This window comes from Aureimonas sp. Leaf324 (assembly GCF_001423245.1).
Classification (GTDB): Bacteria; Pseudomonadota; Alphaproteobacteria; order Rhizobiales; family Rhizobiaceae; genus Aureimonas.
Map to the genome: position 1 here is coordinate 1 of NZ_LMOH01000004.1, position 21,858 is coordinate 21,858.

The 21,858-nt window shown below is 69.7% G+C and carries 21 protein-coding genes and 1 pseudogene; 6 read left to right on the top strand and 16 right to left on the bottom strand.

What is annotated here, in order from left to right; genetic code table 11:
- Positions 1-368 precede the first annotated feature (368 nt).
- Positions 369-815, top strand: a complete 447-nt coding sequence (locus ASF65_RS04545; protein ID WP_055885824.1) for a Fur family transcriptional regulator — start codon at positions 369-371, stop codon at positions 813-815.
- 44 nt (positions 816-859) lie between these two features.
- On the opposite strand, the gene ASF65_RS04550 is transcribed toward ASF65_RS04545, so the two are convergent.
- Positions 860-1,294 carry an OsmC family protein gene (locus ASF65_RS04550; protein WP_055885827.1) on the bottom strand — a complete coding sequence of 145 codons (435 nt, stop codon included), beginning with the start codon at positions 1,292-1,294 and terminating at the stop codon, positions 860-862.
- 193 nt (positions 1,295-1,487) lie between these two features.
- On the opposite strand from ASF65_RS04550, the gene ASF65_RS04555 reads away from it, so the two are divergent.
- The 4 genes from ASF65_RS04555 (at position 1,488) to ASF65_RS04570 (ending at position 4,423) form a co-directional block, all read left to right on the top strand.
- Positions 1,488-2,447, top strand: a complete 960-nt coding sequence (locus tag ASF65_RS04555) for a tyrosine recombinase XerC (RefSeq protein WP_055885829.1) — start codon at positions 1,488-1,490, stop codon at positions 2,445-2,447.
- A gap of 168 nt (positions 2,448-2,615) precedes the next feature.
- Complete coding sequence (locus tag ASF65_RS04560; RefSeq protein WP_055885831.1) at positions 2,616-3,695, top strand: TraB/GumN family protein; 1,080 nt, start codon at positions 2,616-2,618, stop codon at positions 3,693-3,695.
- A gap of 118 nt (positions 3,696-3,813) precedes the next feature.
- Positions 3,814-4,110 (top strand): hypothetical protein, encoded by a 297-nt coding sequence (locus ASF65_RS04565; protein ID WP_055885833.1) that lies wholly within the window; start codon positions 3,814-3,816, stop codon positions 4,108-4,110.
- 73 nt (positions 4,111-4,183) lie between these two features.
- Positions 4,184-4,423, top strand: a complete 240-nt coding sequence (locus ASF65_RS04570) for a hypothetical protein (RefSeq protein ID WP_055885836.1) — start codon at positions 4,184-4,186, stop codon at positions 4,421-4,423.
- 69 nt (positions 4,424-4,492) lie between these two features.
- Here ASF65_RS04570 and lpdA read toward each other — a convergent pair whose 3' ends face one another.
- The 11 genes from lpdA to ASF65_RS04625 all read right to left on the bottom strand — a co-directional run bounded on the left by lpdA (position 4,493) and on the right by ASF65_RS04625 (position 17,268).
- Positions 4,493-5,908, bottom strand: coding sequence for a dihydrolipoyl dehydrogenase (gene lpdA, locus ASF65_RS04575; protein WP_055885838.1), 1,416 nt, complete (start codon positions 5,906-5,908; stop codon positions 4,493-4,495).
- Between the two features lie 24 nt (positions 5,909-5,932).
- On the bottom strand, positions 5,933-6,331 hold the full coding sequence (locus ASF65_RS04580) for an MAPEG family protein (RefSeq protein WP_055885842.1): 399 nt from the start codon (positions 6,329-6,331) through the stop codon (positions 5,933-5,935).
- Between the two features lie 85 nt (positions 6,332-6,416).
- Positions 6,417-6,908 carry a hypothetical protein gene (locus ASF65_RS04585; protein ID WP_055885844.1) on the bottom strand — a complete coding sequence of 164 codons (492 nt, stop codon included), beginning with the start codon at positions 6,906-6,908 and terminating at the stop codon, positions 6,417-6,419.
- A complete protein-coding gene (locus ASF65_RS04590; RefSeq protein WP_055885847.1) occupies positions 6,905-7,663 on the bottom strand; it encodes an SDR family oxidoreductase in 759 nt (252 codons plus the stop codon). The genes ASF65_RS04585 and ASF65_RS04590 overlap by 4 nt, the downstream gene beginning before the upstream one ends.
- Positions 7,664-7,850: 187 nt before the next feature.
- Positions 7,851-9,122, bottom strand: a complete 1,272-nt coding sequence (odhB, locus tag ASF65_RS04595) for a 2-oxoglutarate dehydrogenase complex dihydrolipoyllysine-residue succinyltransferase (protein WP_055885849.1) — start codon at positions 9,120-9,122, stop codon at positions 7,851-7,853.
- 55 nt (positions 9,123-9,177) lie between these two features.
- Positions 9,178-12,186, bottom strand: coding sequence for a 2-oxoglutarate dehydrogenase E1 component (locus tag ASF65_RS04600; protein WP_055885851.1), 3,009 nt, complete (start codon positions 12,184-12,186; stop codon positions 9,178-9,180).
- A 250-nt stretch (positions 12,187-12,436) separates the two neighbouring features.
- Positions 12,437-13,339, bottom strand: coding sequence for a succinate--CoA ligase subunit alpha (gene sucD, locus ASF65_RS04605; RefSeq protein WP_055885854.1), 903 nt, complete (start codon positions 13,337-13,339; stop codon positions 12,437-12,439).
- 102 nt (positions 13,340-13,441) lie between these two features.
- A complete protein-coding gene (locus ASF65_RS04610) occupies positions 13,442-13,780 on the bottom strand; it encodes a hypothetical protein (RefSeq protein ID WP_055885857.1) in 339 nt (112 codons plus the stop codon).
- 17 nt (positions 13,781-13,797) lie between these two features.
- Positions 13,798-14,988, bottom strand: a complete 1,191-nt coding sequence (gene sucC, locus ASF65_RS04615) for an ADP-forming succinate--CoA ligase subunit beta (protein WP_055885860.1) — start codon at positions 14,986-14,988, stop codon at positions 13,798-13,800.
- Positions 14,989-15,381: 393 nt separating this feature from the next.
- Positions 15,382-16,584: a cell division protein ZapE gene (zapE, locus tag ASF65_RS04620; RefSeq protein WP_082505176.1), complete on the bottom strand. Its 1,203-nt coding sequence runs from the start codon at positions 16,582-16,584 to the stop codon at positions 15,382-15,384.
- A gap of 132 nt (positions 16,585-16,716) precedes the next feature.
- A complete protein-coding gene (locus ASF65_RS04625; RefSeq protein ID WP_055885864.1) occupies positions 16,717-17,268 on the bottom strand; it encodes a protease inhibitor Inh/omp19 family protein in 552 nt (183 codons plus the stop codon).
- Between the two features lie 298 nt (positions 17,269-17,566).
- Here ASF65_RS04625 and ASF65_RS04630 point away from each other — a divergent pair, with 298 nt between their 5' ends.
- Complete coding sequence (locus ASF65_RS04630) at positions 17,567-18,928, top strand: dicarboxylate/amino acid:cation symporter (RefSeq protein WP_055885868.1); 1,362 nt, start codon at positions 17,567-17,569, stop codon at positions 18,926-18,928.
- Positions 18,929-18,985: 57 nt separating this feature from the next.
- Here ASF65_RS04630 and ASF65_RS04635 read toward each other — a convergent pair whose 3' ends face one another.
- From ASF65_RS04635 to ASF65_RS04645, 4 genes and pseudogenes are all read right to left on the bottom strand, one after another.
- Positions 18,986-19,648: a carbonic anhydrase gene (locus ASF65_RS04635; RefSeq protein WP_055886100.1), complete on the bottom strand. Its 663-nt coding sequence runs from the start codon at positions 19,646-19,648 to the stop codon at positions 18,986-18,988.
- Positions 19,649-19,762: 114 nt separating this feature from the next.
- A pseudogene (locus tag ASF65_RS20715) lies at positions 19,763-20,473 on the bottom strand (DUF429 domain-containing protein); the annotation flags it as partial.
- The gene (pdxY, locus tag ASF65_RS04640) at positions 20,470-21,375 is read right to left on the bottom strand and encodes a pyridoxal kinase PdxY (RefSeq protein ID WP_055885870.1); all 906 of its coding nucleotides are present in this window, start codon (positions 21,373-21,375) and stop codon (positions 20,470-20,472) included. The pseudogene ASF65_RS20715 and the gene pdxY, both read right to left, overlap by 4 nt.
- A 9-nt stretch (positions 21,376-21,384) precedes the next feature.
- A complete protein-coding gene (locus tag ASF65_RS04645) occupies positions 21,385-21,642 on the bottom strand; it encodes a hypothetical protein (RefSeq protein WP_055885874.1) in 258 nt (85 codons plus the stop codon).
- Positions 21,643-21,858: the final 216 nt, after the last annotated feature.

Genomic DNA, 21,858 nt, shown 5'->3' on the forward strand with positions numbered 1-21,858 from the left:
CCGCCTCAGCCGTCCAGTCCGTCCGCCCCGGCGCCACCGCCGTCGTCGATGAACGCCTTATAGGGGGACCCACCGCAGAAGGTCAACAGGGAAATGCCGACCAAAGGGAAAAAATTGGAAACGACAGCCCGAACAACGGCTTGCAACGTCGCTCAACCGTTAGACGGACGTCACCGTCGCGTCTTTTGAGGCTCCCCGCCTTGTCGGATCGGCAGAAATCAATCCCCGTTCCGTCCCCTTCGAGGCGTTGTGTGCGCCTGCGGCGCCGGCTCTCTCCTGATACGAACCCGCCGGGAACCCTCAGGCGCGAGGGTCGCCTGCGTCCCCACGGTTTTCCCGCGCCCCGCGATCGGCTATGAACCCGCGCCATGACGACGCCCCGCCCCGCCCCGCACGGCCAACCGATGCCGGACTACGAGACGCTGCTGCGCGAGGCGGGCGTGCGCATCACGCGGCCGCGTCGCACGATCATCGCGATCCTGCGCGAACATCCCGATCACCCCGATGCGCTCGAGATCTTCCGCCGCGCGTCCGCGGTCGATCCCTCGATCTCGCTCTCCACCGTCTATCGGACGATGCGGCTTCTGGAGGAGAAGGGAGCGATCCACCGGCATGCCTTTGGCAACGGACCCTCGCGTTTCGAGCAGGCCGACGGCGCACACCACGACCACCTGATCGACGTCGACACCGGCGACGTGATCGAGTTCTCGTCGGACCGGATCGAGGCGCTGCAGGACGAGGTCGCGCGCGCTCTCGGCTACGAGATCGTCTTCCACCGGCTGGAGCTCTACGGGCGCAAGCGTCGGCGGGACTAACGAGAAAGGGCCCGCCTCGATGAAGCGGGCCCTCTCTATGATCGTCAGACCAGCTTGGCGTCGAGGCTGACCTCGATGGCGCCGAGCGCCTTGGAGATCGGGCAGCCGGCCTTGGCCTTGTCTGCGAGCTCCTGGAACTTGGCGTCCTCGATGCCGGGAACGCGCGCTTCCAGCGTGATCTTCGACGACTGCACCTCGAAACCGCCGTTCGCCTGCTCGACGGCGACGACGGCGCGCGCCTTCAGCTCGTCTGCCGGCGTGCCGTTCTCGGCGAGGAAGTGCGACAGCTGCATGGCGAAGCAGCCCGCGTGGGCGGCCGCCAGGAGCTCTTCCGGGTTAGTGCCCGACTTGCCGCTTTCGTCCTCGAAGCGGGCCTTGAACGAGTAGCCGTGATTGTCGAGCGCGCCCGACTGCGTGGTCAGCGACCCGCGACCGTCGGCGAGCGCGCCGTTCCAGATGGCGGTGGCATGGCGTTTCATGGGTCTGTCTTCCCTTCAAGGCTAAGCCCGCGCGAGGCGGACGGGTGGCTCGTGGCGTGTCCGGCGCCGGCACGGGAGCCGGGCCGCTGGTTGGCGAAATGGGGGAAGGTTCGGCTTCGTCCAGCCGCAACGATCCCTTTACCAGACCGCGTTCAGGTGGTTCCCTGCCGTCCGCCGCGCGAGATGCCGTCCCATGTCCGAGCCCCTTCTGGTTTCCGCCACCGCCCCGCTCCTCGCGCTGAAGGCCGCCTGGCTCGATCGGCTCGGCGTCGAGCGGCATGCGGGCCGCCTGACGATCGACGCCTACGAGCGGGACGTGCGCCAGTTCATCGGCTTTCTCGCGCGCTACCACGGTCGCCCGGCCGAGCCCGGCGACCTCGCCGCCCTCTCGGCGACCGACCTGCGCGCCTTCCTTGCCGAACGTCGCCGCGAGGGATTGGGCCCGCGCAGCCTCAACCGCATCCTCTCGGGCATCCGCTCCTTCGTGCGGCATCTGGAGCGCGAGGGTCTTGCCTCCTCGGCCGGTCCCTCCGCCATGCGCGCGCCCAAGCAGCCGAAGTCGCTGCCCCGGCCGCTGCCGGTCGCCGACGCGCTGGCGGTGACCGAGGAGGCGGGGGCCATGGCCTCGAGCCCGTGGATCGCCGCGCGCAACGTCGCGGTTCTCACCCTCCTCTACGGCTGCGGCCTGCGCATCTCCGAGGCGCTGGGGCTGGAGGGCGATGCGCTCGCCGACGAGACCGCGCGCTCGATGACGATCCTCGGCAAGGGGCGGAAAGAACGCCTCGTGCCGCTCCTGCCGGCCGTCCTCGAGGCGGTGGCGGCCTATCGCCGGCTCTGTCCCTTCGATCTCTCAGTCGGTACGCCGCTCTTCCGGGGCGCGCGCGGCGGGCCGCTGCGGCCGCAGATCGTGCAGGCCGAGATGGCGCGGCTGCGCGGGCTTCTCGGGCTTCCCGCCTCGGCGACGCCGCATGCGCTGCGCCATTCCTTCGCGACCCATCTCCTCGCCAAGGGCGGTGACCTGCGCACCATCCAGGACCTCCTCGGCCACGCCTCCCTGTCCTCGACGCAGATCTACACCGCCGTCGACGGCGGGCGCCTCCTGCAGGCGTTCGAAACCGCGCATCCGCGCGCGCGGCGCGCCCGCGCGGGATAGGGACCGGTCCGCTCGCGGCAGGCCTTTCAGCATTTCGTCGGACTCTTCGGTTAGTACTCTTCGGTTAATTAGGGGATCGGTCGGTCGGGGGAGGCCGTGGAGGCCTGTCGCCGCCACGGCAGCCTTCGGCCGGCCGATCCGCCCCACGCACACGGGAAGCGAAGTTCGATGACGAAACGCCCGCCCCGCGGCCTCCTGCCGGCGATCCTGTCGGCGCTGCCGCACCTCTTCCCGCTCCTCCTGTGCATCGCGCTCCTGATGGCGGCCGCCGTGTCGGAAGCGGACGCGGCCGAACCCGAAGCGACGGCCCCGGCCTGCCGGGCGGGTCGCAGCCTGGTGCCTGATCTCGTCGCGAGCGGCGAGATGGCCGGGCCGGAGCGGGAAGCCGCCGCGATCGCGAACGGCGAGGGCCGCCTCTTCCGGATCGAGCGCGAGGGCCTCAAGCCCTCGTTCCTCTTCGGCACCATGCACCTGTCCGATCCGCGCATCGTCGATCTGCCGGACGCGGCGGACCGGGCGCTCGACGGGGCCGACGGCGTCGTGATCGAGACCACCGACGTCCTCGACCCCGCACGGATGGGCGCGACGCTCCTGTCGCGCGCCGATCTCACCACTCTGCCCGCCGGGCAGACGCTGGCCGGCGTCGTCGGCGAGGACGGCATGGCCCGCATCGTCCCGGTTCTGGAAGCGCGCGGCACGCCGCCGGCGGCGATCGCCCGCCTCCAGCCCTGGTTCGTCGCAGCCGGCCTCCTGATGACCGATTGCGAGACGCAGCGCGCGGCGCAGGGCGCGAAGGTGCTCGATGTGGCGATCGCCGAGCGGGCGGCGGCCGCGGCCAAGCCGCTCGACGGGCTCGAGACCGCCGCCGAGCAGCTCGAGGCGCTGGCCTCGATGCCTCTCGACCTCCAGGCCGACAATCTCGTCGCCAGCGTGGCGCTGGTCGACCGAATGCCCGATCTCTTCGAGACGATGATCGACATCTACCTGAAGGGGCAGATCGCGCTGATCGGTCCCGCCACGGAAAAGGCCCTGCCGTCCGGGACCGATGCGGCGACCGCGGTCGCCGTGACCCAGGCCTTCGAGGATCGCGTCGTCCACCGCCGTAATGCGCTGATGGCCGAACGGCTGCAGCCGCTCCTGGCAAAGGGCGGCCGTTTCGTCGCAGTCGGTGCGCTGCATTTGCCCGGCGAAACCGGCCTCGTGGCGGCGCTGCGGCGCGCCGGATGGACCGTCGCGCGCGCCGACTGACCCGCGCGGTCGCCGAGCCGGAGGAACGGGGCTCCGGCCCCGACGTTCTCCCATGCCGATGGATGCGCGCCGGCCGGCCTGATCCGGCCGCGGCGTGCCCCGGTTCCGGAGATCCGCCATGCGCCTTGCCCTGCCCCTCCTTGCCGTCCTCGCCCTGTCCGGCTGCACCGCGGTCGATGGTCCCGCCTTCGACGGGCGACCCGCCGTGGCGCCGACGCTCGGGCTCGCGCCCGCGTCCTACCGCCCGCCGGTGCGGCGCGGCTGCGACAACTACGCCGACCAGACGGCCCGCAACACCTACGAGAACCTCGCGGACAACGAGGACGGCTTCGGCGCCAATGCGTTCGCGCGCACGCAGGCCGAGCGCGACGGGGCGCGGGCCTACCGCCGCTGCGTCGAAGGGCGCCGTTCCTGACGATTTCGAAAGGTGACAGCCGCGCGCGATGGGTTCACACTCCCGTCGTCAACCATCTCGGGAGGATGAACGGATGTCGCGATACCGGATCGAAACGGGACGGGTGGACGGGTCGGCCTGGGTGCCGGGGCCCTTCCACGACGCTCTCAATGCGGTGACCGACGAACAGGCCGTGGGCGCGGTGCGCGAGGTGCTGACGCGCTCAGGCTTTGCGGACGAATGGGGCGATCATGCCCGCGTCCTCGACGGCGACCGGCGCGAGGTGGCCCGCCTGCCCCTCGACCGCGGCTTCTGGGCCGGCGGGAACGCCTGAGGCCTCGAGACGAAAAAGGGGCGGCGCACCGGATGCCCCGCCCCTTTCATCATTTACGAAGCCCGTCGATCAGACGTGGATCGGCTTGGCGAAGGCTGCGAAGGCCGCCTCGCGCACGGCTTCCGACAGGGTCGGATGGGCGTGGCAGGTGCGCGCCAGGTCCTCGGCGGAGCCGCCGAACTCCATCAGGACGGAAATCTCGGCGATCATGTCGCCGGCGCCGAAGCCGACGATGTGCCCGCCGAGCACCTTGTCGGTGCGCGCGTCCGTCAGCACCTTCACGAACCCGTCGGTGTGGAGCATGGCGCGGGCGCGCCCGTTCGCCATCACCGGGAACTTGCCGACCTTGTAGTCCAGCCCTTCCGCCTTCAGCTCCTCCTCGGTCTTGCCGACGGAGGCGATCTCGGGCGAGGTGTAGACCACCGACGGGATGACGCCGTAGTTCACGTGGCCCTTCTGGCCGGCGAGGATCTCGGCCAGCGCGATGCCTTCGTCCTCGGCCTTGTGCGCCAGCATCGGGCCCTTCACCACGTCGCCGATCGCATAGATGCCCGGCACGTTGGTCTGGTAGTGCGCGTCGATCTCGATGCGGCCGGCCTTGTCGCGCGCAACGCCCGCCTCGTCGAGGCCGAGCCCTTCGGTGAAGGGGCGGCGGCCGGTCGCGACCAGCACCACCTCGGCCTCCAGCGTCTCGGCGGCGCCGCCCTTGGCGGGCTCGAACGTCACCGAGGCACCCGATCCCGTCTTCTCCACCGCCGTCACCTTGGCGCCGAGCTTGAAGGTGAAGCCCTGCTTGACGAGGAGCTTCTGGAACTGGGCGGACACCTCGCCGTCCATCGGTCCGAGGATCTTGTCGAGATACTCGACCACGGTCACGCGCGCCCCGAGGCGCGACCAGACCGAGCCGAGCTCGAGCCCGATCACGCCGCCGCCGACGACCACCATCGAAGCGGGCACCTTGGCGAGCGCGATCGCATGGTCGGAGGAGACGATCGTCTCGCCGTCGAAGGCGACGCCGACGCCCGGGATCCCTGCGACCTCCGAGCCCGTGGCGATGCAGATCGCCTTGGTCTGGAGCGTGCGCTTGGCGCCGTCCGGCCCGGTCACCTCGACCTCGCCCGCCTTGACGATGCGGCCCGTCCCTGTGACGCCCTCGATCTTGTTCTTGCGGAACAGGAAGGCGACGCCGTCGACATTGGCCTTCACCGTCTTGTCCTTGTGGCCGAGCATGGTCGGCAGGTCGAGCTCGGGACTCACCTTGATGCCGAGGTCGGCGAAGGAGTGGTTGGCTTCGGCGAACATCTCGGAGGCGTGGAGGAGCGCCTTCGAGGGGATGCAGCCGACGTTGAGGCAGGTCCCGCCGTAGGTCTGGCGCTTCTCCACCACGGCGACCTTCAGGCCGAGCTGCGCGGCCTTGATGGCGCCGACATAGCCGCCCGGGCCGGAGCCGATGACGACGAGATCGAAGGAGGTGGTGTCGGACATGGGTTGGTTCCGGTCGTTGAATGTCTAGAGGAAGCGGATCAGCATCAGGAGGAGGCCGAGCATCGAGAGGGCCCACACCAGGCTGCGCACGTAGGGCACGCCCTTGAGGTAGAGCGGCACGTAGACGATGCGGGCAGCGAACCAAAGCCCGGCGCCCCATGCGCCGATGCCACCGGTGCGGCCCGTGACGGCGAGGCCGAGGGCGAGCGCCACGAAGGCGGGGTAGGTTTCCTGGAAGTTGGCGAGGTTGCGCGTCGCGCGCCCGGCCATGGTGCCGAGCGGCTTCGCCTCGCCGTCGCGGGGGCCGGCGTTCCAGTCGCAGCCGCGCTCGCGCGTCACGAAGTGCCCCTGCAGCATGATCTGCACGACGAGGAGCACGACGGACCAGCCGAGAAGGGTGAGTTCGAGGGGAAGCGACGTCATAGGGACCGGACCTTTGCTGGGAGGCGCCTTGCGCCTCTTTCGCCCGATGACTTGGGACGCGCACGCGCGAAGGAAACGGGGCGGGTCATGGCGTGGCCCCCGTGTCGCAGCGCCCCGTCGCGGCATCGAAGCTCTCGTCGACGGCGGCGAGCCGGGCGCCCGAGATGCCCATCGGCTGGAACGGCGGCTGCCCCTGCGCCGCCGGCTGGACGAGCCGCAACTCGTAGCAGCCCGCATAGACGCGCGTTCCCAACGCGGTCTCGGCCTCGACGACGGCGGGAAGGCGATAATAGGTCGAACCCGCCGCCCCCTCGCCCGTCGCGGTTCCGAGCTTCAACCGAACATGGCGCGTGTCGGCATAGCCCGCGGCGAACGTCTCGAAGGGCCGCGCGGCCTCCTCGCGAAAATACGACCAGGCGCGCAGGTATTCCTGCCGCTCGATCGCGTTGTAGAGCGATCCGACCACCGCCTCGGGCGTCGAGCGGTCGTCGCGATAGGCCGGCGGCTCGGCACGCGCGTCGTTGGCGGCAAGGCCGGCGAGCGCCAGCACCAGGGCCCGGACCCCGGTCCCCGTCACGGCAGGATCGCCCGCGCGCCGGACACGTCGAGGATCGCGCCGGTGGAATAGCTCGCCTCGTCGGACGCCAGCCAGAGGATCGCGCGCGCGACCTCTTCGGCGCTGCCCGGCCGGCGCATCGGAAGGTCGGGCGTCATCCGCGCCACCCGGTCCGGCTGGCCGCCGGAGGCATGGATGTCGGTCTCGATGATGCCGGGACGCACTGCGCAGACGCGCACGCCCTCGGCCGCGACCTCCTTGGCGAGGCCGACCGTGAACGTGTCGATCGCACCCTTGGCGCTGGCATAGTCGACGAACTGGCCGGGCGAGCCGAGCTTGGCGGCGGCCGACGAGAGATTGACGATCACGCCCCCCTCACCGCCCCGCGCGGTCGACATACGCCGCACCGCCTCGCGGGCGCAGAGGAACGAGCCGATCGTGTTGATGCGGAACATGCGCTCGAGCCGCGCGAGGTCCATGTCGGCCACCGCTGATGGCTGGTCGACGACCCCGGCATTGTTGACCAGCACCGCGAGCCGACCCATCCGGTCGGCGGCCTCGAAGATGCCGAGGATATCGGCTTCCGAGCCGACGTCGCCGCGCACCGTCTCGGCCTGCCCGCCGGCGGCGCGGATCTCGGCGGCGACGGCCTCGGCCGCCTCGGCGTTGGCGGCGTAGTTCACCAACACCGCGTAGCCGGCAGCACCGGCAAGACGCGCGGTCGCCGCGCCGATCCCGCGCGAGCCACCGGTGACGATCATCACGCGGTCAGACATCGGGTGCTCCTGGCTCGAGTTGGCGTTCGGGACGGAGATCGGGAAAGGGCGGGCCGGTTCACCGGAGGGCGGCTCGCCAGGCTGTTCCACGTGAAACATCGGCGTCACGCCCTGTCGCCGGCAGGCCTCCGCCTCGGTCGAACCGGCGCCGCCCCTTTCCGGGGGCGATGCCGGGTGTTCTCGTGTCTCAGAGGTCGAGGACGAGACGCTCCGGATCCTCCAGCGAGTCCTTGACCCGCACGAGGAAGGTCACGGCTTCCTTGCCGTCGACGATCCGGTGATCGTAGGACAGCGCGAGATACATCATCGGCCGGATCACGATCTGGCCGCCGACCACCATCGGGCGCTCCTGGATCTTGTGCATGCCGAGGATACCCGACTGCGGCGCGTTCAGGATCGGCGTCGACATCAGCGAGCCGTAGACGCCGCCGTTGGTGATCGTGAAGGTGCCGCCCTGCATGTCGGCCATGGTCAGCTGGTTGTCGCGCGCCGCCTTGGCGAGGCGCCCGAGCTCCTTCTCGATTTCGGCGATCGACATCTGGTCGGCGTCGCGGATCACCGGGACGACGAGGCCCTTGTCGGTGCCCACCGCCATGCCGACATGGGCGTAGTTCTTGTAGATGATGTCGGTGCCGTCGATCTCGGCGTTCACCGCCGGGATCTCCTTCAGGGCATGCGTCACCGCCTTGGTGAAGAAGCCCATGAAGCCGAGCTTCACGCCGTGCTTCTTCTCGAAGATGTCTTTGTACTTGGAGCGCAGCGACATCACCGCCGACATGTCCACCTCGTTGAAGGTGGTCAGCATCGCCGCCGTGTCCTGCGCGTCCTTGAGGCGGCGCGCGATGGTCTGGCGGAGCTTGGTCATCCGCACGCGCTCCTCGCGCGACGCGTCGTCGGCGGAGGAGGCCGGACGCGGGGCGGCCGGCGCCTTGGCCTGCGCCGGCGCGGCCGAGGGACCTCGAGCGATCGCGTCGATGACGTCGCCTTTCAGCACCTGGCCGCGCTTGCCCGAACCCTCGACGTCGGACGCCGAGAGGTTCTTCTCGGCCATCAGCTTGGCGGCCGAGGGGGCGGGCTGCGTGTCGCCCTGCGCGCCGCCCTGCGAGGGCGCGGCCGGCGCCGTGGAGGCGTTGCCGTAGCCCTGCGTCGCCGCGGGCTCGGGCGCCTTCGGCGCGTCGGCCTTGGGCGCCTCGGACTTCGGCGCCGACGCGCCGGCGGCACCCGCCTCGCCGATCACCGCGATCAGCGCACCGACCTCGACCGTCTCGCCTTCCTTGACGAGGATTTCCGACAGGACGCCGGCGGCCGGCGCCGGAACCTCGACCGTGACCTTATCGGTTTCGAGCTCGGCGATCGTCTCGTCCTGCGCGACGGTGTCGCCCGCCTTCTTGAACCACTGGCCAATCGTGGCCTCGGTGACGGATTCGCCAAGGGTCGGGACTTTGACTTCGGTGCTCATCTTAGAAGATCTCATCGGAAAGGGTGTGGCGAGGGCGGGCGGGATACGGCGGCCCTCAGGCCGCCGTGGTTCCCAACGCTTCCTCCAGGAAGGCTTCGAGTTGGGCCATGTGCTTCGACATCGTGCCGACGGCCGGCGAGGCGGCCGCCTGACGGCCGGCATAGCGGGCGCGGCGCTTGGTCTCGCCGATGCGGTCGAGCACCCATTCGAGATAGGGCTCGATGAAGCTCCAGGCGCCCATGTTCTTGGGCTCCTCCTGGCACCAGACGATCTCGGCCTGTTTGAAGCGCGACAGCTCGTTGATCAGGGCCTTCGCCGGGAACGGATAGAGCTGCTCGACGCGCAGGAGGTAGATGTCGTCGATGCCCCGCTTCTCGCGCTCCTCCAGAAGGTCGTAATAGACCTTGCCGGTGCAGAGCACCACGCGGCGAATGTCCTTGTCCTTCTTCAGCTTCACCGTGACCGAGTTCGGCTTCATCTCGGCGTCGTCCCACAGGAGGCGGTGGAACGTCGTGTCGCCCGCCAGCTCCGACAGGTCGGACGTCGCGCGCTTGTGGCGCAGGAGCGATTTGGGCGTCATCAGGATCAGCGGCTTGCGGAAGTCGCGCTTCATCTGCCGGCGCAGGATGTGGAAGTAGTTCGCCGGCGTCGTGCAGTTGGCGACCTGCATGTTGTCCTGCGCGCAGGCCTGCAGGAAGCGCTCGAGGCGCGCCGAGGAGTGCTCCGGCCCCTGCCCCTCGTAGCCGTGCGGCAGCAGCATCACGAGGCCCGACATGCGCAGCCACTTGGCTTCTCCGCTCGAGATGAACTGGTCGATCACGACCTGCGCGCCGTTCACGAAGTCGCCGAACTGGGCCTCCCAGAGCGTCAGCGCGTTCGGCTCGGCGAGCGAGTAGCCGTATTCGAAGCCGAGCACGGCCTCTTCCGAGAGCATCGAGTTGATGACCTCGTAGTTCGCCTGGCCCTTCACGAGGTGGGACAGCGGGATGTAGCGACTCTCGTCGCGCTGGTCGTAGAGGACCGAGTGGCGCTGCGAGAACGTGCCGCGCTCCGAATCCTGGCCCGACAGGCGGATCGGCGTGCCCTCGGCGAGCAGCGAGGCGAAGGCCAGCGCCTCGCCGGTCGCCCAGTCGAGGTTCTCGCCGGTCTCGATCGCCTTGGCGCGGTTGTCGAGGAAGCGGCCGATGGTCTTGTGGACCTCGAAGCCCTCGGGCACCTCGGTGAGCTTCTGACCGAGCTCCTTCAGCGTCTTCACCGGCACGCCGGTGACGCCGCGGCGCTGCTCGTCCTCGTCGTCGGCGCGGCGAAGGCCCGACCACGCGCCGTCCAGCCAGTCGGCCTTGTTCGGGTTGTAGCTCTGGCCCGCCTCGTACTCGCCTTCCAGCTGCGTGCGGAACTCGGCCTTGCGCGCCTCGACGTCGCCGTCCGACAGGACGCCGGCCTCGACGAGCTTCCGGGCGTAGATTTCGAGCGTCGTCTTATGCTCGCGGATCTTGCGATACATGATCGGCTGCGTGAAGCCGGGCTCGTCGCCCTCGTTGTGGCCGAAGCGGCGGTAGCAGAACATGTCGACCACCACCGGCTTGTGGAAGGTCTGCCGGTACTCGATCGCGATCTTCGCCGCATAGGTCACGGCTTCCGGATCGTCGCCGTTGACGTGGAAGATCGGGGCCTCGACCATCTTCGCCACATCGGACGGATAGGGCGAGGAGCGCGAGAAGCGCGGGTTGGTGGTGAAGCCGATCTGGTTGTTGATGATGAAGTGCAACGTGCCGCCGACGCGGTGGCCCTTGAGGCCCGACAGGCCGAAGCACTCGGCGACGACGCCCTGGCCGGCGAAGGCCGCGTCGCCGTGGATGAGGAGCGGCAGCACCTGGTTGCGCACCTCCTGCGGCACCACCTCGGTGCGGGTGCGACCGCCGCCGAGCTGGTCCTGCTTGGCGCGCGCCTTGCCCATGACCACCGGGTTGACGATCTCGAGATGCGAGGGGTTGGCCGTCAGCGACAGGTGGACCGAGTTGTTGTCGAACTCGCGGTCCGCCGAGGCGCCCAGATGATACTTGACGTCGCCCGAGCCCTCGACGTCCTCGGGCTTGTAGGAGCCGCCCTTGAACTCGTGGAAGATCGCGCGGCGCGGCTTGCCCATGACCTGGGCGAGCACGTTGAGGCGACCGCGATGGGCCATGCCCAGCACGATCTCCTTGAGGCCCATCTGGCCGCCGCGCTTGATGATCTGCTCGAGCGCGGGGATCAGCGCCTCGCCGCCGTCGAGGCCGAAGCGCTTGGTGCCCTTGTACTTGACGTCGATGAACTTCTCGAAGCCTTCCGCCTCGATCAGCTTGTTGAGGATGGCGCGCTTGCCCTGGTCGGTGAACTCGACGCCCTTGTTGGCGCCCTCCATGCGCTCCTGGATCCACTGCTTCTCCAGCGGATTGGAAATGTGCATGAACTCGACGCCGACCGTGCCGCAGTAAGTGCGCTTCAGGATGTCGACCATCTGGCGGACGGTCGCGAACTCCATGCCGAGCACGTTGTCGATGAAGATGCGGCGGTCGAGATCGGCCTCGGTGAAGCCGTAGTTCTCAGGGGAGAGCTCGTGATAGTCGTCTTCCGGCGCGGCAAGGCCCAGCGGGTCGAGTTTGGCGTGGAGATGGCCGCGCACCCGGTAGGCGCGGATCAGCATCAGCGCGCGCACCGAATCGCGCGTCGCCTGCAGGATCGCGGCCTCGGAGGGCGCCTCGCCCTTCGGCGCCGCGGCGCTCGCCTTGTCGCGCAGCTTCTTCTCGACGCGGATCTCCGCCTCGCCCCAGTTGCCGTCGAGCGCGGCGACGAGCTCGCCGTTCGGCGTCACCGGCCAGTTGGCGCGCGTCCAGGACGGCCCTTCCGCATTCTTGACGACGGTCGCCTTGTCGTCGGCGACCTGGCCGAAGAACTCGCGCCATTCGGCGGCCACCGAGGACGGGTCGCGCTCGTAGGCGGCGGCCAGCGTCTCGATGTAGTCGGCATTGCCGCCATAGAGGAAGGAGGTCGCCGCGAAGGTCTCGTTCGCCGGATTGCGTGCCATGATGATGACAAAGCGGCCCCCGCTTCTTCAGCGAACGCCGTCTCCCTGAAAGATGATCGGAGGCGGAAGGCCAAGGGCCCCCGCCGCTCACTCGAACGCGTTCGGCTGAAAGGTCGCCCGCCGGGTCAAGACCCGAGGAGCGGCCGCGCGGGCCGAAACGCCGCGCGGCTGGCTTCACGTATCATTCCGGCCAGATAGGGGCGCGATCGTTAAAAATCGAATGATCGCCCCCGTCCTGACCCTTCGGTCGTCAGCCCTTGAGGACCTCGACCAGCGTCTTGCCGAGGCGCGCCGGGGACGGCGAGACGCGGATGCCCGCCGCCTCCATCGCCGCGATCTTGGACTCCGCGTCGCCCTTGCCGCCCGAGACCACGGCGCCGGCATGGCCCATGGTACGGCCCGTTGGGGCCGTCCGGCCCGCGATGAAGCCGGCCATCGGCTTCTTCCGGCCGCGCTTCGCCTCGTCGATCAGGAACTGGGCGGCGTCCTCCTCGGCCGAGCCGCCGATCTCGCCGATCATGATGATCGACTTCGTCTCGTCGTCGGCGAGGAACATCTCGAGGACGTCGATGAACTCGGTGCCCTTGACCGGATCGCCGCCGATGCCGACCGCCGTCGTCTGGCCGAGGCCCTCGTTCGTGGTCTGGAACACCGCCTCGTAGGTCAGGGTGCCCGAGCGCGACACGATGCCGACATTGCCCTTCTTGAAGATCGAGCCCGGCATGATGCCGATCTTGCACTCGTCCGGCGTCATGATGCCGGGGCAGTTGGGGCCGAGGAGGCGCGACTTGGAGCCTTCCAGGCGCCGCTTCACGCGCACCATGTCGAGCACCGGAATGCCCTCGGTGATGCAGGTGATGAAGGGCACCTCGGCCTCGATCGCCTCGATGATCGCGTCGGCGGCGCCGGCCGGCGGCACGTAGATCACGGAGGCGTTCGCGCCCGTGGCGTCCTTGGCCTCGGCGACCGTGGCGTAGATCGGCAGGCTCTCGCCCTTCGACCCGGTCCAGGTCTCACCGCCCTTCTTGGGGTGGATGCCGGCGACCATCTGCGTGCCGTGATAGGCGAGCGCCTGTTCCGTGTGGAACGTGCCGGTCTTGCCGGTCAGGCCCTGCACGATGATCTTGGTGTTCTTGTCGACGAGGATGGACATGTGGTGCGCAGGGCTCCCAGCGAAGGTTCGGCACACTCGGGCGAGGTGCTGCCGAATTTCAAGTTGAAACCGAAGGCCAGACCCTTCGGCTCGATGACAAATTCAGTTCCAGCTCCGACGAAGCTGGCGAGATCGATCGGGTCGGCGCTCCATCGTCGACCCTGCGAAGAACGCGAGGCTGAGAAGCGCTGTCGCCCAGATGAAGACCCACGCCATGAAGATCGCGAGCCCGGCCGGGCCATCTACATCCAAACTTTGTATCCAAGCCTGAAAGCAGACCGGCCCTAGAATGTTGCCGGCGACAAAGGTGTCGCCGACCAAAGTTCTGCCGTGGGGAACGAAGCGACCAAGCACCATGAGGGCGCGACAGGTCAGGACGAGGACCATGGCTGCCAGCGCAGCGGCGAGAATGGACGGAACCGATAGGATCAGAAGTTCCATTCCGCCGGCGCCTTCGGTTACTTGACCGCCGCGACGATCTTCTGCGCGGCGTCGTCGAGGTCGTCCGCCGCCGTGATGGCGAGGCCCGACTCGTTGAGGATCTTCTTGCCGAGCTCGACATTCGTGCCCTCGAGGCGCACGACGAGCGGCACCTTCAGGCCGACTTCCTTCACGGCCGCGACGACGCCCTCGGCGATCACGTCGCACTTCATGATGCCGCCGAAGATGTTGACGAGAATGCCCTGCACCGCCGGGTCCGCCGTGATGATCTTGAAGGCCGCGGCGACCTTCTCCTTGTTGGCGCCGCCGCCGACGTCGCAGAAGTTCGCCGGCTCCTTGCCGTAGAGCTTGATGATGTCCATCGTCGCCATGGCGAGGCCCGCGCCGTTGACCATGCAGCCGATGTTGCCGTCGAGCGCGACATAGGCGAGGTCCCACTTGGAGGCCTCGATCTCCTTGGCGTCCTCTTCGGTCTCGTCGCGAAGCGCCTTCATGTCGTCGTGGCGGAACAGCGCGTTGCCGTCGAACGAGACCTTCGCATCCAGCACCCGGAGGTGGCCGTCGGTCATGACGATGAGCGGGTTCACCTCGAGGAGCGCCATGTCCTTGTCGGTGAAGGCCTTGTAGAGCGCCGGGAACAGCGTCTTGGCGTCCTCGCGGGCCGCGCCCTCGAGGCCGTAGGCGTCCGAGATCCTGGCGACGTCGGCGTCGGTGACGCCCGTCTCCGGATCGATCGCGACGGTGATGATCTTCTCCGGCGTGTCGTGGGCGACCGCCTCGATGTCCATGCCACCCTCGGTAGAGACGACGAAGGCGACGCGCCCGACCGAGCGATCGACCAGCAGCGAGCAGTAGAGTTCGCGGGCGATGTCGGCGCCGTCCTCGATGTAGAGGCGGTTCACCTGCTTGCCGGCGTCGCCCGTCTGGGCGGTGACGAGCGTATGCCCAAGCATTTCGGTGGCGTGGGCGACGACCTCTTCCACCGACTTCGCCAGGCGCACGCCGCCCTTGGCATCGGGGCCGAGCTCCTTGAACTTGCCCTTGCCGCGGCCGCCCGCATGGATCTGCGACTTCACCACGTAGAGGGGACCGGGAAGCTGCCTGGCGGCAGCCTCGGCTTCGGACGCGCTGGTGATCGCGACGCCCGAGGCGACCGGGGCGCCGAAGCCCTTGAGGACCTGCTTGGCCTGGTATTCGTGGATGTTCATGAAAGCTTCCCGTTGCGGATGGCTGCGAGGGACGAGGGAGACGACGTCGGGGCGCCCGGACCGCCGTTCCACGTGCCCGGCATGGCGGCACGCCGCGCGGCGGTGGAGGACAGGGGAGGTCTCGTCATCGGACGCCCTTCGGGTTCCTGGATGCGGCCCGCATTCCCGGGGGCCGGGCAGGCCGGTCGATGCGACCGTCACGGCATCCGGGACGGACGCGCCTCAAGGTCCTGCGTCGGGCAGGGGGATACTCCGTGCGGGCGGCGGGTGCAATGGCCGCAGCGCAGCGCAAGGGAATTCAACCGGTTAGGCTATGTGGGGCTTACGTAAGCGTCATTCGTTTCCCGGCATGATTCCAACGACGTGGCCGTTTGCGGCCTTGTCGGAAAATTTTCATGCACGTTCGACGCTTTCCAGGCGTTCCACTCCGCTCCGCCGCCGTTCGGCCTCCGCGAGATAGGCGTCGGAGCGCATCTCGATCAGCCGCGACACCGTGCGGTCGAACTCGAACGCCTCCGTGCCGCTGGGGGCGCGGTAAAGCGCGTTGGCGGGCGCGGCGGCCGAGACCACCACCCGGCGATGGGCGTCGTAGAGCGTATCGACGAGAAGGATGAAGCGCTTGGCCTCGTTGCGTTCCGCCGCGGCCATCACCGGCACGCCGTCGACCATCACCGTGTGGTAGCGCGCGGCGATCGCCAGGAAGTCGGCGGCGCCGAGCGGCCGGGAGCAGAGGTCGGCGAAGGCGAAGCGCGCGGCGCCCCCACCCGCCCGCGGCACGGCGATCGAGCGCCCGCGGAACGGCAGGGTTTCCGGGCCTTCCGGCGCGGGCCCGAGGATCGAGCGCCACAGCGCGTCCATCCGCCGGTCCGTCTCGGGGCCGAGCGGCGTGAGGTAGAGGTCGCCCGCCCCGATCGTCTCCATCCGGTAGTCGGTCGGTGCGTCGAGGAAGAGGATGTCGGTGTGGCGTTTGAGCGTCTCGACGAAGGGCAGGAACAGCGGCCGGTTCAGCCCGTCGCGGTAGAGATCGTCCGGCGCGACGTTGGAGGTCGCGACCAGCGTCAGCCCGCGCGCGAAGAGCGCGTCGAAGAGGCGCGACAGGATCATCGCGTCGGCGATGTCGGTCACGGTGAACTCGTCGAAGCAGAGGAGCCGCGTCTCGGTCGCGACGGCGTCCGCCACCGGCGGGATCGGGTCATCGCCCTTCGCCTCCCCCGCCTTCACCGCCGCACGGTGCGCGTTGATGCGCCCGTGCATCTCGGCCATGAACTCGTGGAAGTGGAGGCGTCGCTTGCCGTCCACCGGTGCTGTCTGGAAGAACAGGTCCATCAGCATGGACTTGCCGCGCCCGACCGAGCCGTGGATGTAGACGCCGCGCGGCGCGGCCGGCCTCTCCCGTTTGCCGAACAGCCAGCCGAGCGCGCTGGACTTCACGGGAAGCGACGCGGCCTTCAGCTCGCGCCCCAACCGGTCGAGGCGGTCGGCGACGCCGGCTTGGACCGGGTCCTCGCGCAGGGATCCGGCCGCCACGCGCCGGGCGAGTTCGGCCCGCACGGGTCCGCGCTCGCCCCCGACGGAGCCGTAGCCTTGGTGCGGCATGGGTCATGACCTTCCGGGAAAGAGGCCCGGGCAGCTCGTTTCATCTGTGAAACGAAGGGCGGCGGAAGCGCGGCGCCGGGGCTTGAAGCGGTGCCGCGCCAGACGAAGGCGCAGCACCGTCGTCTGGCGCGACTAGCGGTAGAGGCTGACCGACTGGCCGCCGCTGGTGGTGCCTTCGTAGCGCGTGCCGCCCGTGTTGTTGAGCGTCGCCACGGTGGAGCCGCCCGAATCCTTCAGCACCACCTGGTTGCCCGAGACGTCCCAGGCCGAGACGTCGGCCACCTGGCCGGGGCAGCCGCGCGAGGCGGCGCGGTAGCCGCCCGTCCACTGCGTCAGCGCCATGAAGATCTGGCAGTTGCCGCCGCCCGACGACACGCGCCAGGCGCCGACCAGCCCTTCGCGCGTCACCGGCGCGGCCGAAGCGGTCTGCGTCGGGGCGGGCGTCTGCGCAGGGGTCGAGGCGTCCGCCGTCGGGGTCACGGGCGCCGCGGTCACGGGCGCCGCCGGCGGCGGCGGCGGGGGCGGCAGCTGGTTGGAATAGACCTGGCCGGTCGGGGCCGCGCGCAGGGGAGCGGGACTGCGGACATTGCTGCCGCCGCCGCCGAAGCTCGGGCTCGCCGACTGGCAGCCGGCAAGAGCCAGCACGGCCGCAAGGCCGAAGCCCATCCTGATCATCTGGGTCATCCCCGTTCCCCGTCGTTGGTTGCCGCGCGAGATCGCGCCGTCCGCATCACCGGCTGTAGAAAGGGTGTTTACCATGTTCCGCAAGCAAAGCGCCCGCAAATCCGGCGGCCGTCCCCAGCGCTGTGTCCGCCGTGCAACGCCGGCCGCGACCTGCCCGAACGGGCGGGCGGGAAAGAATGTTTCCCTTATCAATCGCGTCGCAGCATGGACATGCTTCGGCCCGCGCGCCCTCATGCCCTAGATAGGGATCCTTCCCGCACGCCCGTCCGAGGCGTGCGCTTCCTCTCGGAGTTTCCCGATGGCCGCCCCCGCTGCCGCCGCCCCGTCCCGGCCGAAAAAGCCGCTCTGGACGAATTTCGGCTTTCAGATCCTCGTCGCCCTCGTGCTCGGCATCGTGCTCGGTCTTGTCGCCCGCTCCCTGGGGCCCGGGGCGGACGGGCCGAACTGGCTGACGCAGACGCTCGCAACCGTCGGCTCGTCCTTCGTCTCGCTTCTGCGCACCGTGGTGCCGGTTCTCGTTTTCACGGCGATCGTCGCCTCGATCGCCAACCTTCGCGCGCTGGACAACGCGGCGCGCCTCGTCTGGCAGACGCTTCTCTGGTTCGCGATCACCGCCTTCATCGCGGTCCTGATCGGCATCGCGCTCGGGCTGATCTTCCAGCCGGGCCTCGGCACCTCGGTGGCGCGCGAGGCGGCCGCCGCGCCCGCCCGCTCCGGCTCCTGGCTCGATTTCCTCACCGGCCTGATCCCGTCCAACATCCTCGGCCTCCAGGCGTCCACCAGCCTTCGCGAGGGCGGCGCCTCGACCAGCCTCAACTTCAACGTCCTCCAGATCCTCGTGATCTCGATCGCGGTCGGCGTCGCGGCGCTGAAGGTCGGCGAGGCCGCCGAGCCCTTCCTCGCCTTCAACCGCTCGTTCCTGAAGATCGTCCACAAGGTGCTCTGGTGGATCATCCGTCTGACGCCGATCGCGACCGTCGGTCTCCTCGGCAACGCGGTGGCGGTCTACGGGTGGGAGACGCTCGCCCAGCTCGGCACCTTCGCCGCCGCGATCTATGTCGGCCTCGCGCTGGTGCTCTTCGTGGTCTATCCGACGCTTCTCCTCGCGCACGGCCTCAGCCCCTTGCGCTACTTTCAGGGCGCCTGGCCCGCCATCCAGTTTGCCTTCGTGTCGCGCTCCTCGATCGGCACGATGCCGATCACCGAGCGGGTGACGGAAAAGAGCCTCGGCGTGCCGCGCGAGTATTCGAGCTTCGCGGTGCCGCTCGGCTCGACCACCAAGATGGACGGCTGCGCCTCGATCTACCCGGCGATCTCGGCGATCTTCGTCGCCCAGTTCTTCGGCGTGCCGCTCGGGATCGAGGACTATCTCCTGATCGTCTTCGTCGCGGTCGTCGGCTCGGCGGCGACCGCCGGCCTCACCGGCGCGACCGTGATGCTGACGCTGACGCTCTCGACGCTCGGCCTGCCGCTCGAGGGCGTCGGGCTCCTCCTGGCCATCGACCCGATCCTCGACATGGGCCGCACGGCCGTCAACGTCGCGGGACAGGCGCTGGTGCCGACCATCGTCGCCAAGCGCCAGGGCATCCTCGACGAGGCCGCCTTCAACCGCGCCGGATCGATCGAGGCCCTCGACGCCGGCCCGGTGCCGGCCGAGTAAGGCTTCGGCCCCCGGCGGCCGGAGGCTGCCGGGGGCCTTCTATCATTGGAGCGCCGCTCAGATGACAGCGTCTTCCACGTCGACCAGCGGGCGCTGGAAGTCGCCGGTCTCGGCATCCATCGCCCACAGCTCGGCGGTCGAGATGTCGAACCACGCGCCGTAGAGGTTGAGCTCGCCCGCCCGCTCGCGTGCGGCGATGTAGGGGAAGGTACGAAGGTTGGCGATCGAGGTGCGGATCGAGATCCGCTCCAGCGCCGTCTGCCGCTCGCCCGACGTCATCAGCTCGTTGGCCGCCACCGTCTCGGCGACGGGCTGCAGGATGCTCATCCACTTGCCGATGAAGTCGCCGGGCGACAGCGGCGCGGCGCCGGTGGTCAGCGCCGCCTTGATGCCGCCGCAGCGGCCGTGGCCCATCACCACGATGTTCTTCACCTTCAGCGCCTGCACCGCGAATTCCAGCGCGGCGGACGTGCCGTGGAACTCGCCGTCCGGGTTGTAGGGCGGCACGAGGTTGGCGACGTTGCGCACCACGAAGAGCTCGCCGGCGCCGGCACCGAAGATCGTCTCGGGCGCGGCGCGCGAGTCGCAGCAGGCGATGACCATGGTCTCCGGCGTCTGGCCGTCGCGCGCCAGCGCCCGATAGGTCTGCGTTTCCTGAAGATAGCGGCCCTGCACGAAACTGCGGTAGCCGGACACGAGGGCATCGGGGAGAAGGGTCATCGTCGCTCCGTCGCTGGTTCGGATCGCTTCTAGACCAGTTTCTTCCGCGCTGCACAGGGGGTCCCGTGGCAGCCAGATCGCAGCGGGAAGGCCGTGCGCGTCGCGCTCCGGCGGGTCCGGCGAGGGCCGCGCCCGGCCCGCCGCCACCGCGCGCGCCACCATCAGCATCGCGCAGGCGTCGATGCGGTCGTCCTCGCCGACGCCGCGCGGCCGCGGGGCGAGGAGAAGCGCCGGCGGAAGGCCCGAGCGTTCGAGGAGCGCGCGGCGCTCGTCGAGCCCCGGCTCGTTCGGCCGGCCGCCGCGCTTCTTCGGATGCGCCATCGCCGTGCCGCCGTTCAGGGCGGCGAAGGCCGCCTCGGGATGGCTCTCGAGAACGCGGTCCGCGAGCGCCGGCTCGGCGCGCAGGAGCCGGTCGATCTCGAGGATCTTCGGAAACAGCATGAAGCCCTGGCGCGAGACGCCGCGCGCCGGCTCGGAGCGCGCTCGTGCCAGCGCCGAGGCGCGGGCGTGCGCAGTGGCCCGCGCCGCCTCCGAGCCGTGCGGCCCGTCCCAGGCCTCGACCGCCGCGCGCGCGGGGATCGCAAAGAGGCTCGACCGGCGGGCCCCCAGCATCGGGCGCACCGCGGTCTCGGCCGCGCGCCCCAAGCCGCGGATCGCCTCGGGCAGGCCGATCGGCATGTCGACGACGACGATCGCATCGCCCGGCAGGGCGCGGAGGAGGCTCTCGAAACTCGCGTGGACGGCGAGCGCCGTCGCGCCGTCCTCGTACTCCACCGCCGCGATCCAGCCGCCGGGGCAGCCATCCACACCGGCGAGCGTCTTCACGCGCGCCGCCCGCCCCCCGCCGGCTGCAGCCGGCGCATCTGCACCATCGCCATCGGCGTCTTGAGGCTGTCGGCGTCGGTCTCGAGCGTCAGCTCGTCCTTGCCGCGCTTGGTGGTACGGGCGAGGATCTCGAACACGGCGGCCGTCGTGCCCTGCAGCGCCTTCTCGCCCGTGGCGCCCGACAGGATGCGCGCCAGGAATACGGCACCGGTGAGGTCGCCGAGCCCATTCGGCACGCCCTCGATGCGCCGGTGCTCGGCCAGCATCGCCGTCCCCTCCTCGACGAGGAGGTTGCCGATGCCGCCCCGCAGGAGCGGAAAGGCCGAGGTGACGACGACACGCGCCGGCCCGAGCGCGCTCGCCGCCTCCACGAGGTGGGCGTTGGTCGAGAACTCCAGCCCGGTGAGGAACTCGAGCTCGAACCGGTTGGGCGTCGCGATGTCGGCGCGCGGCACGAGGAGGTCGCGCACTGCCGCCACGGTCTCGGCCGGCTGGTAGAGCCGCCCGCCCCCGTCCCCGCCGTCGCCGAGCACGGGATCGCAGAGATAGAGCGCCTGGGGGTTGGCGCGGCGCACGGCGTCCACCAGCTTCGCCACCGGTTCGACCTGGTGCGCGGCGCCGAAATAGCCGGAGATCACCGCTCCGACCTCGCCGAGCCAGGGCGCGCGCACGAGGTCGTCGACGAAGGCGGCGAACGCCGCCTCCTCCGGCACGATGCGCGTCGCCGGTCCGTGGCCGGGATGCCAGGGCAGGGTGACGGTCGGCACCGACCAGACGGGAAAGCCGAGCGATTCCAGCGCGAACACCACGGCGCGGTTGCCCACGGTGCCGCGCGCGACATGGCTCGAGATCGACAGGACGGCCGGCTTGTCGCCGCTGGCGGCGGATGCGGAAAGGCTCATCGGCGTCCTTCAGAGGGCGGAGAGCTGATAGGCGAGCCCGATGGCCAGCCCGATCACCGCGACGAGGCCGGCCAGCCGGCCGATCCGCGTGCCGACCACCTCCATCCGGTCGGCGGGATCGGCGTCCGCCGCCCAGAAGTGGCGGCGCAGGCCCCGCGTCATGCTCTCGGCGGCGGCCCCGGTCTGGGGCTCGGTTTCCTGGCGCACGCGCCGCAGGATGGCCTCGGCCTCCTGCTGCCGCGCCCGATCGTCGGACGGGTTCGTCATGGCCCGGACCCTCGCGCAAAAGCATGACGAGAGCAATACGAGCGCCGCCACGGATCGGGGCATCGACCGACCGCAGACATGACGGCCTGCCGCCCTATAAGTCTCGCATGGTGGCGGCCCGATCCGAGAAGCACGGTTGCCCCGACCCGGCCCTCATGGTCCCGTCACGGGCCGATGAGATGATTCGTTTCCAGCCCGACAAGGGCCGAACCGACC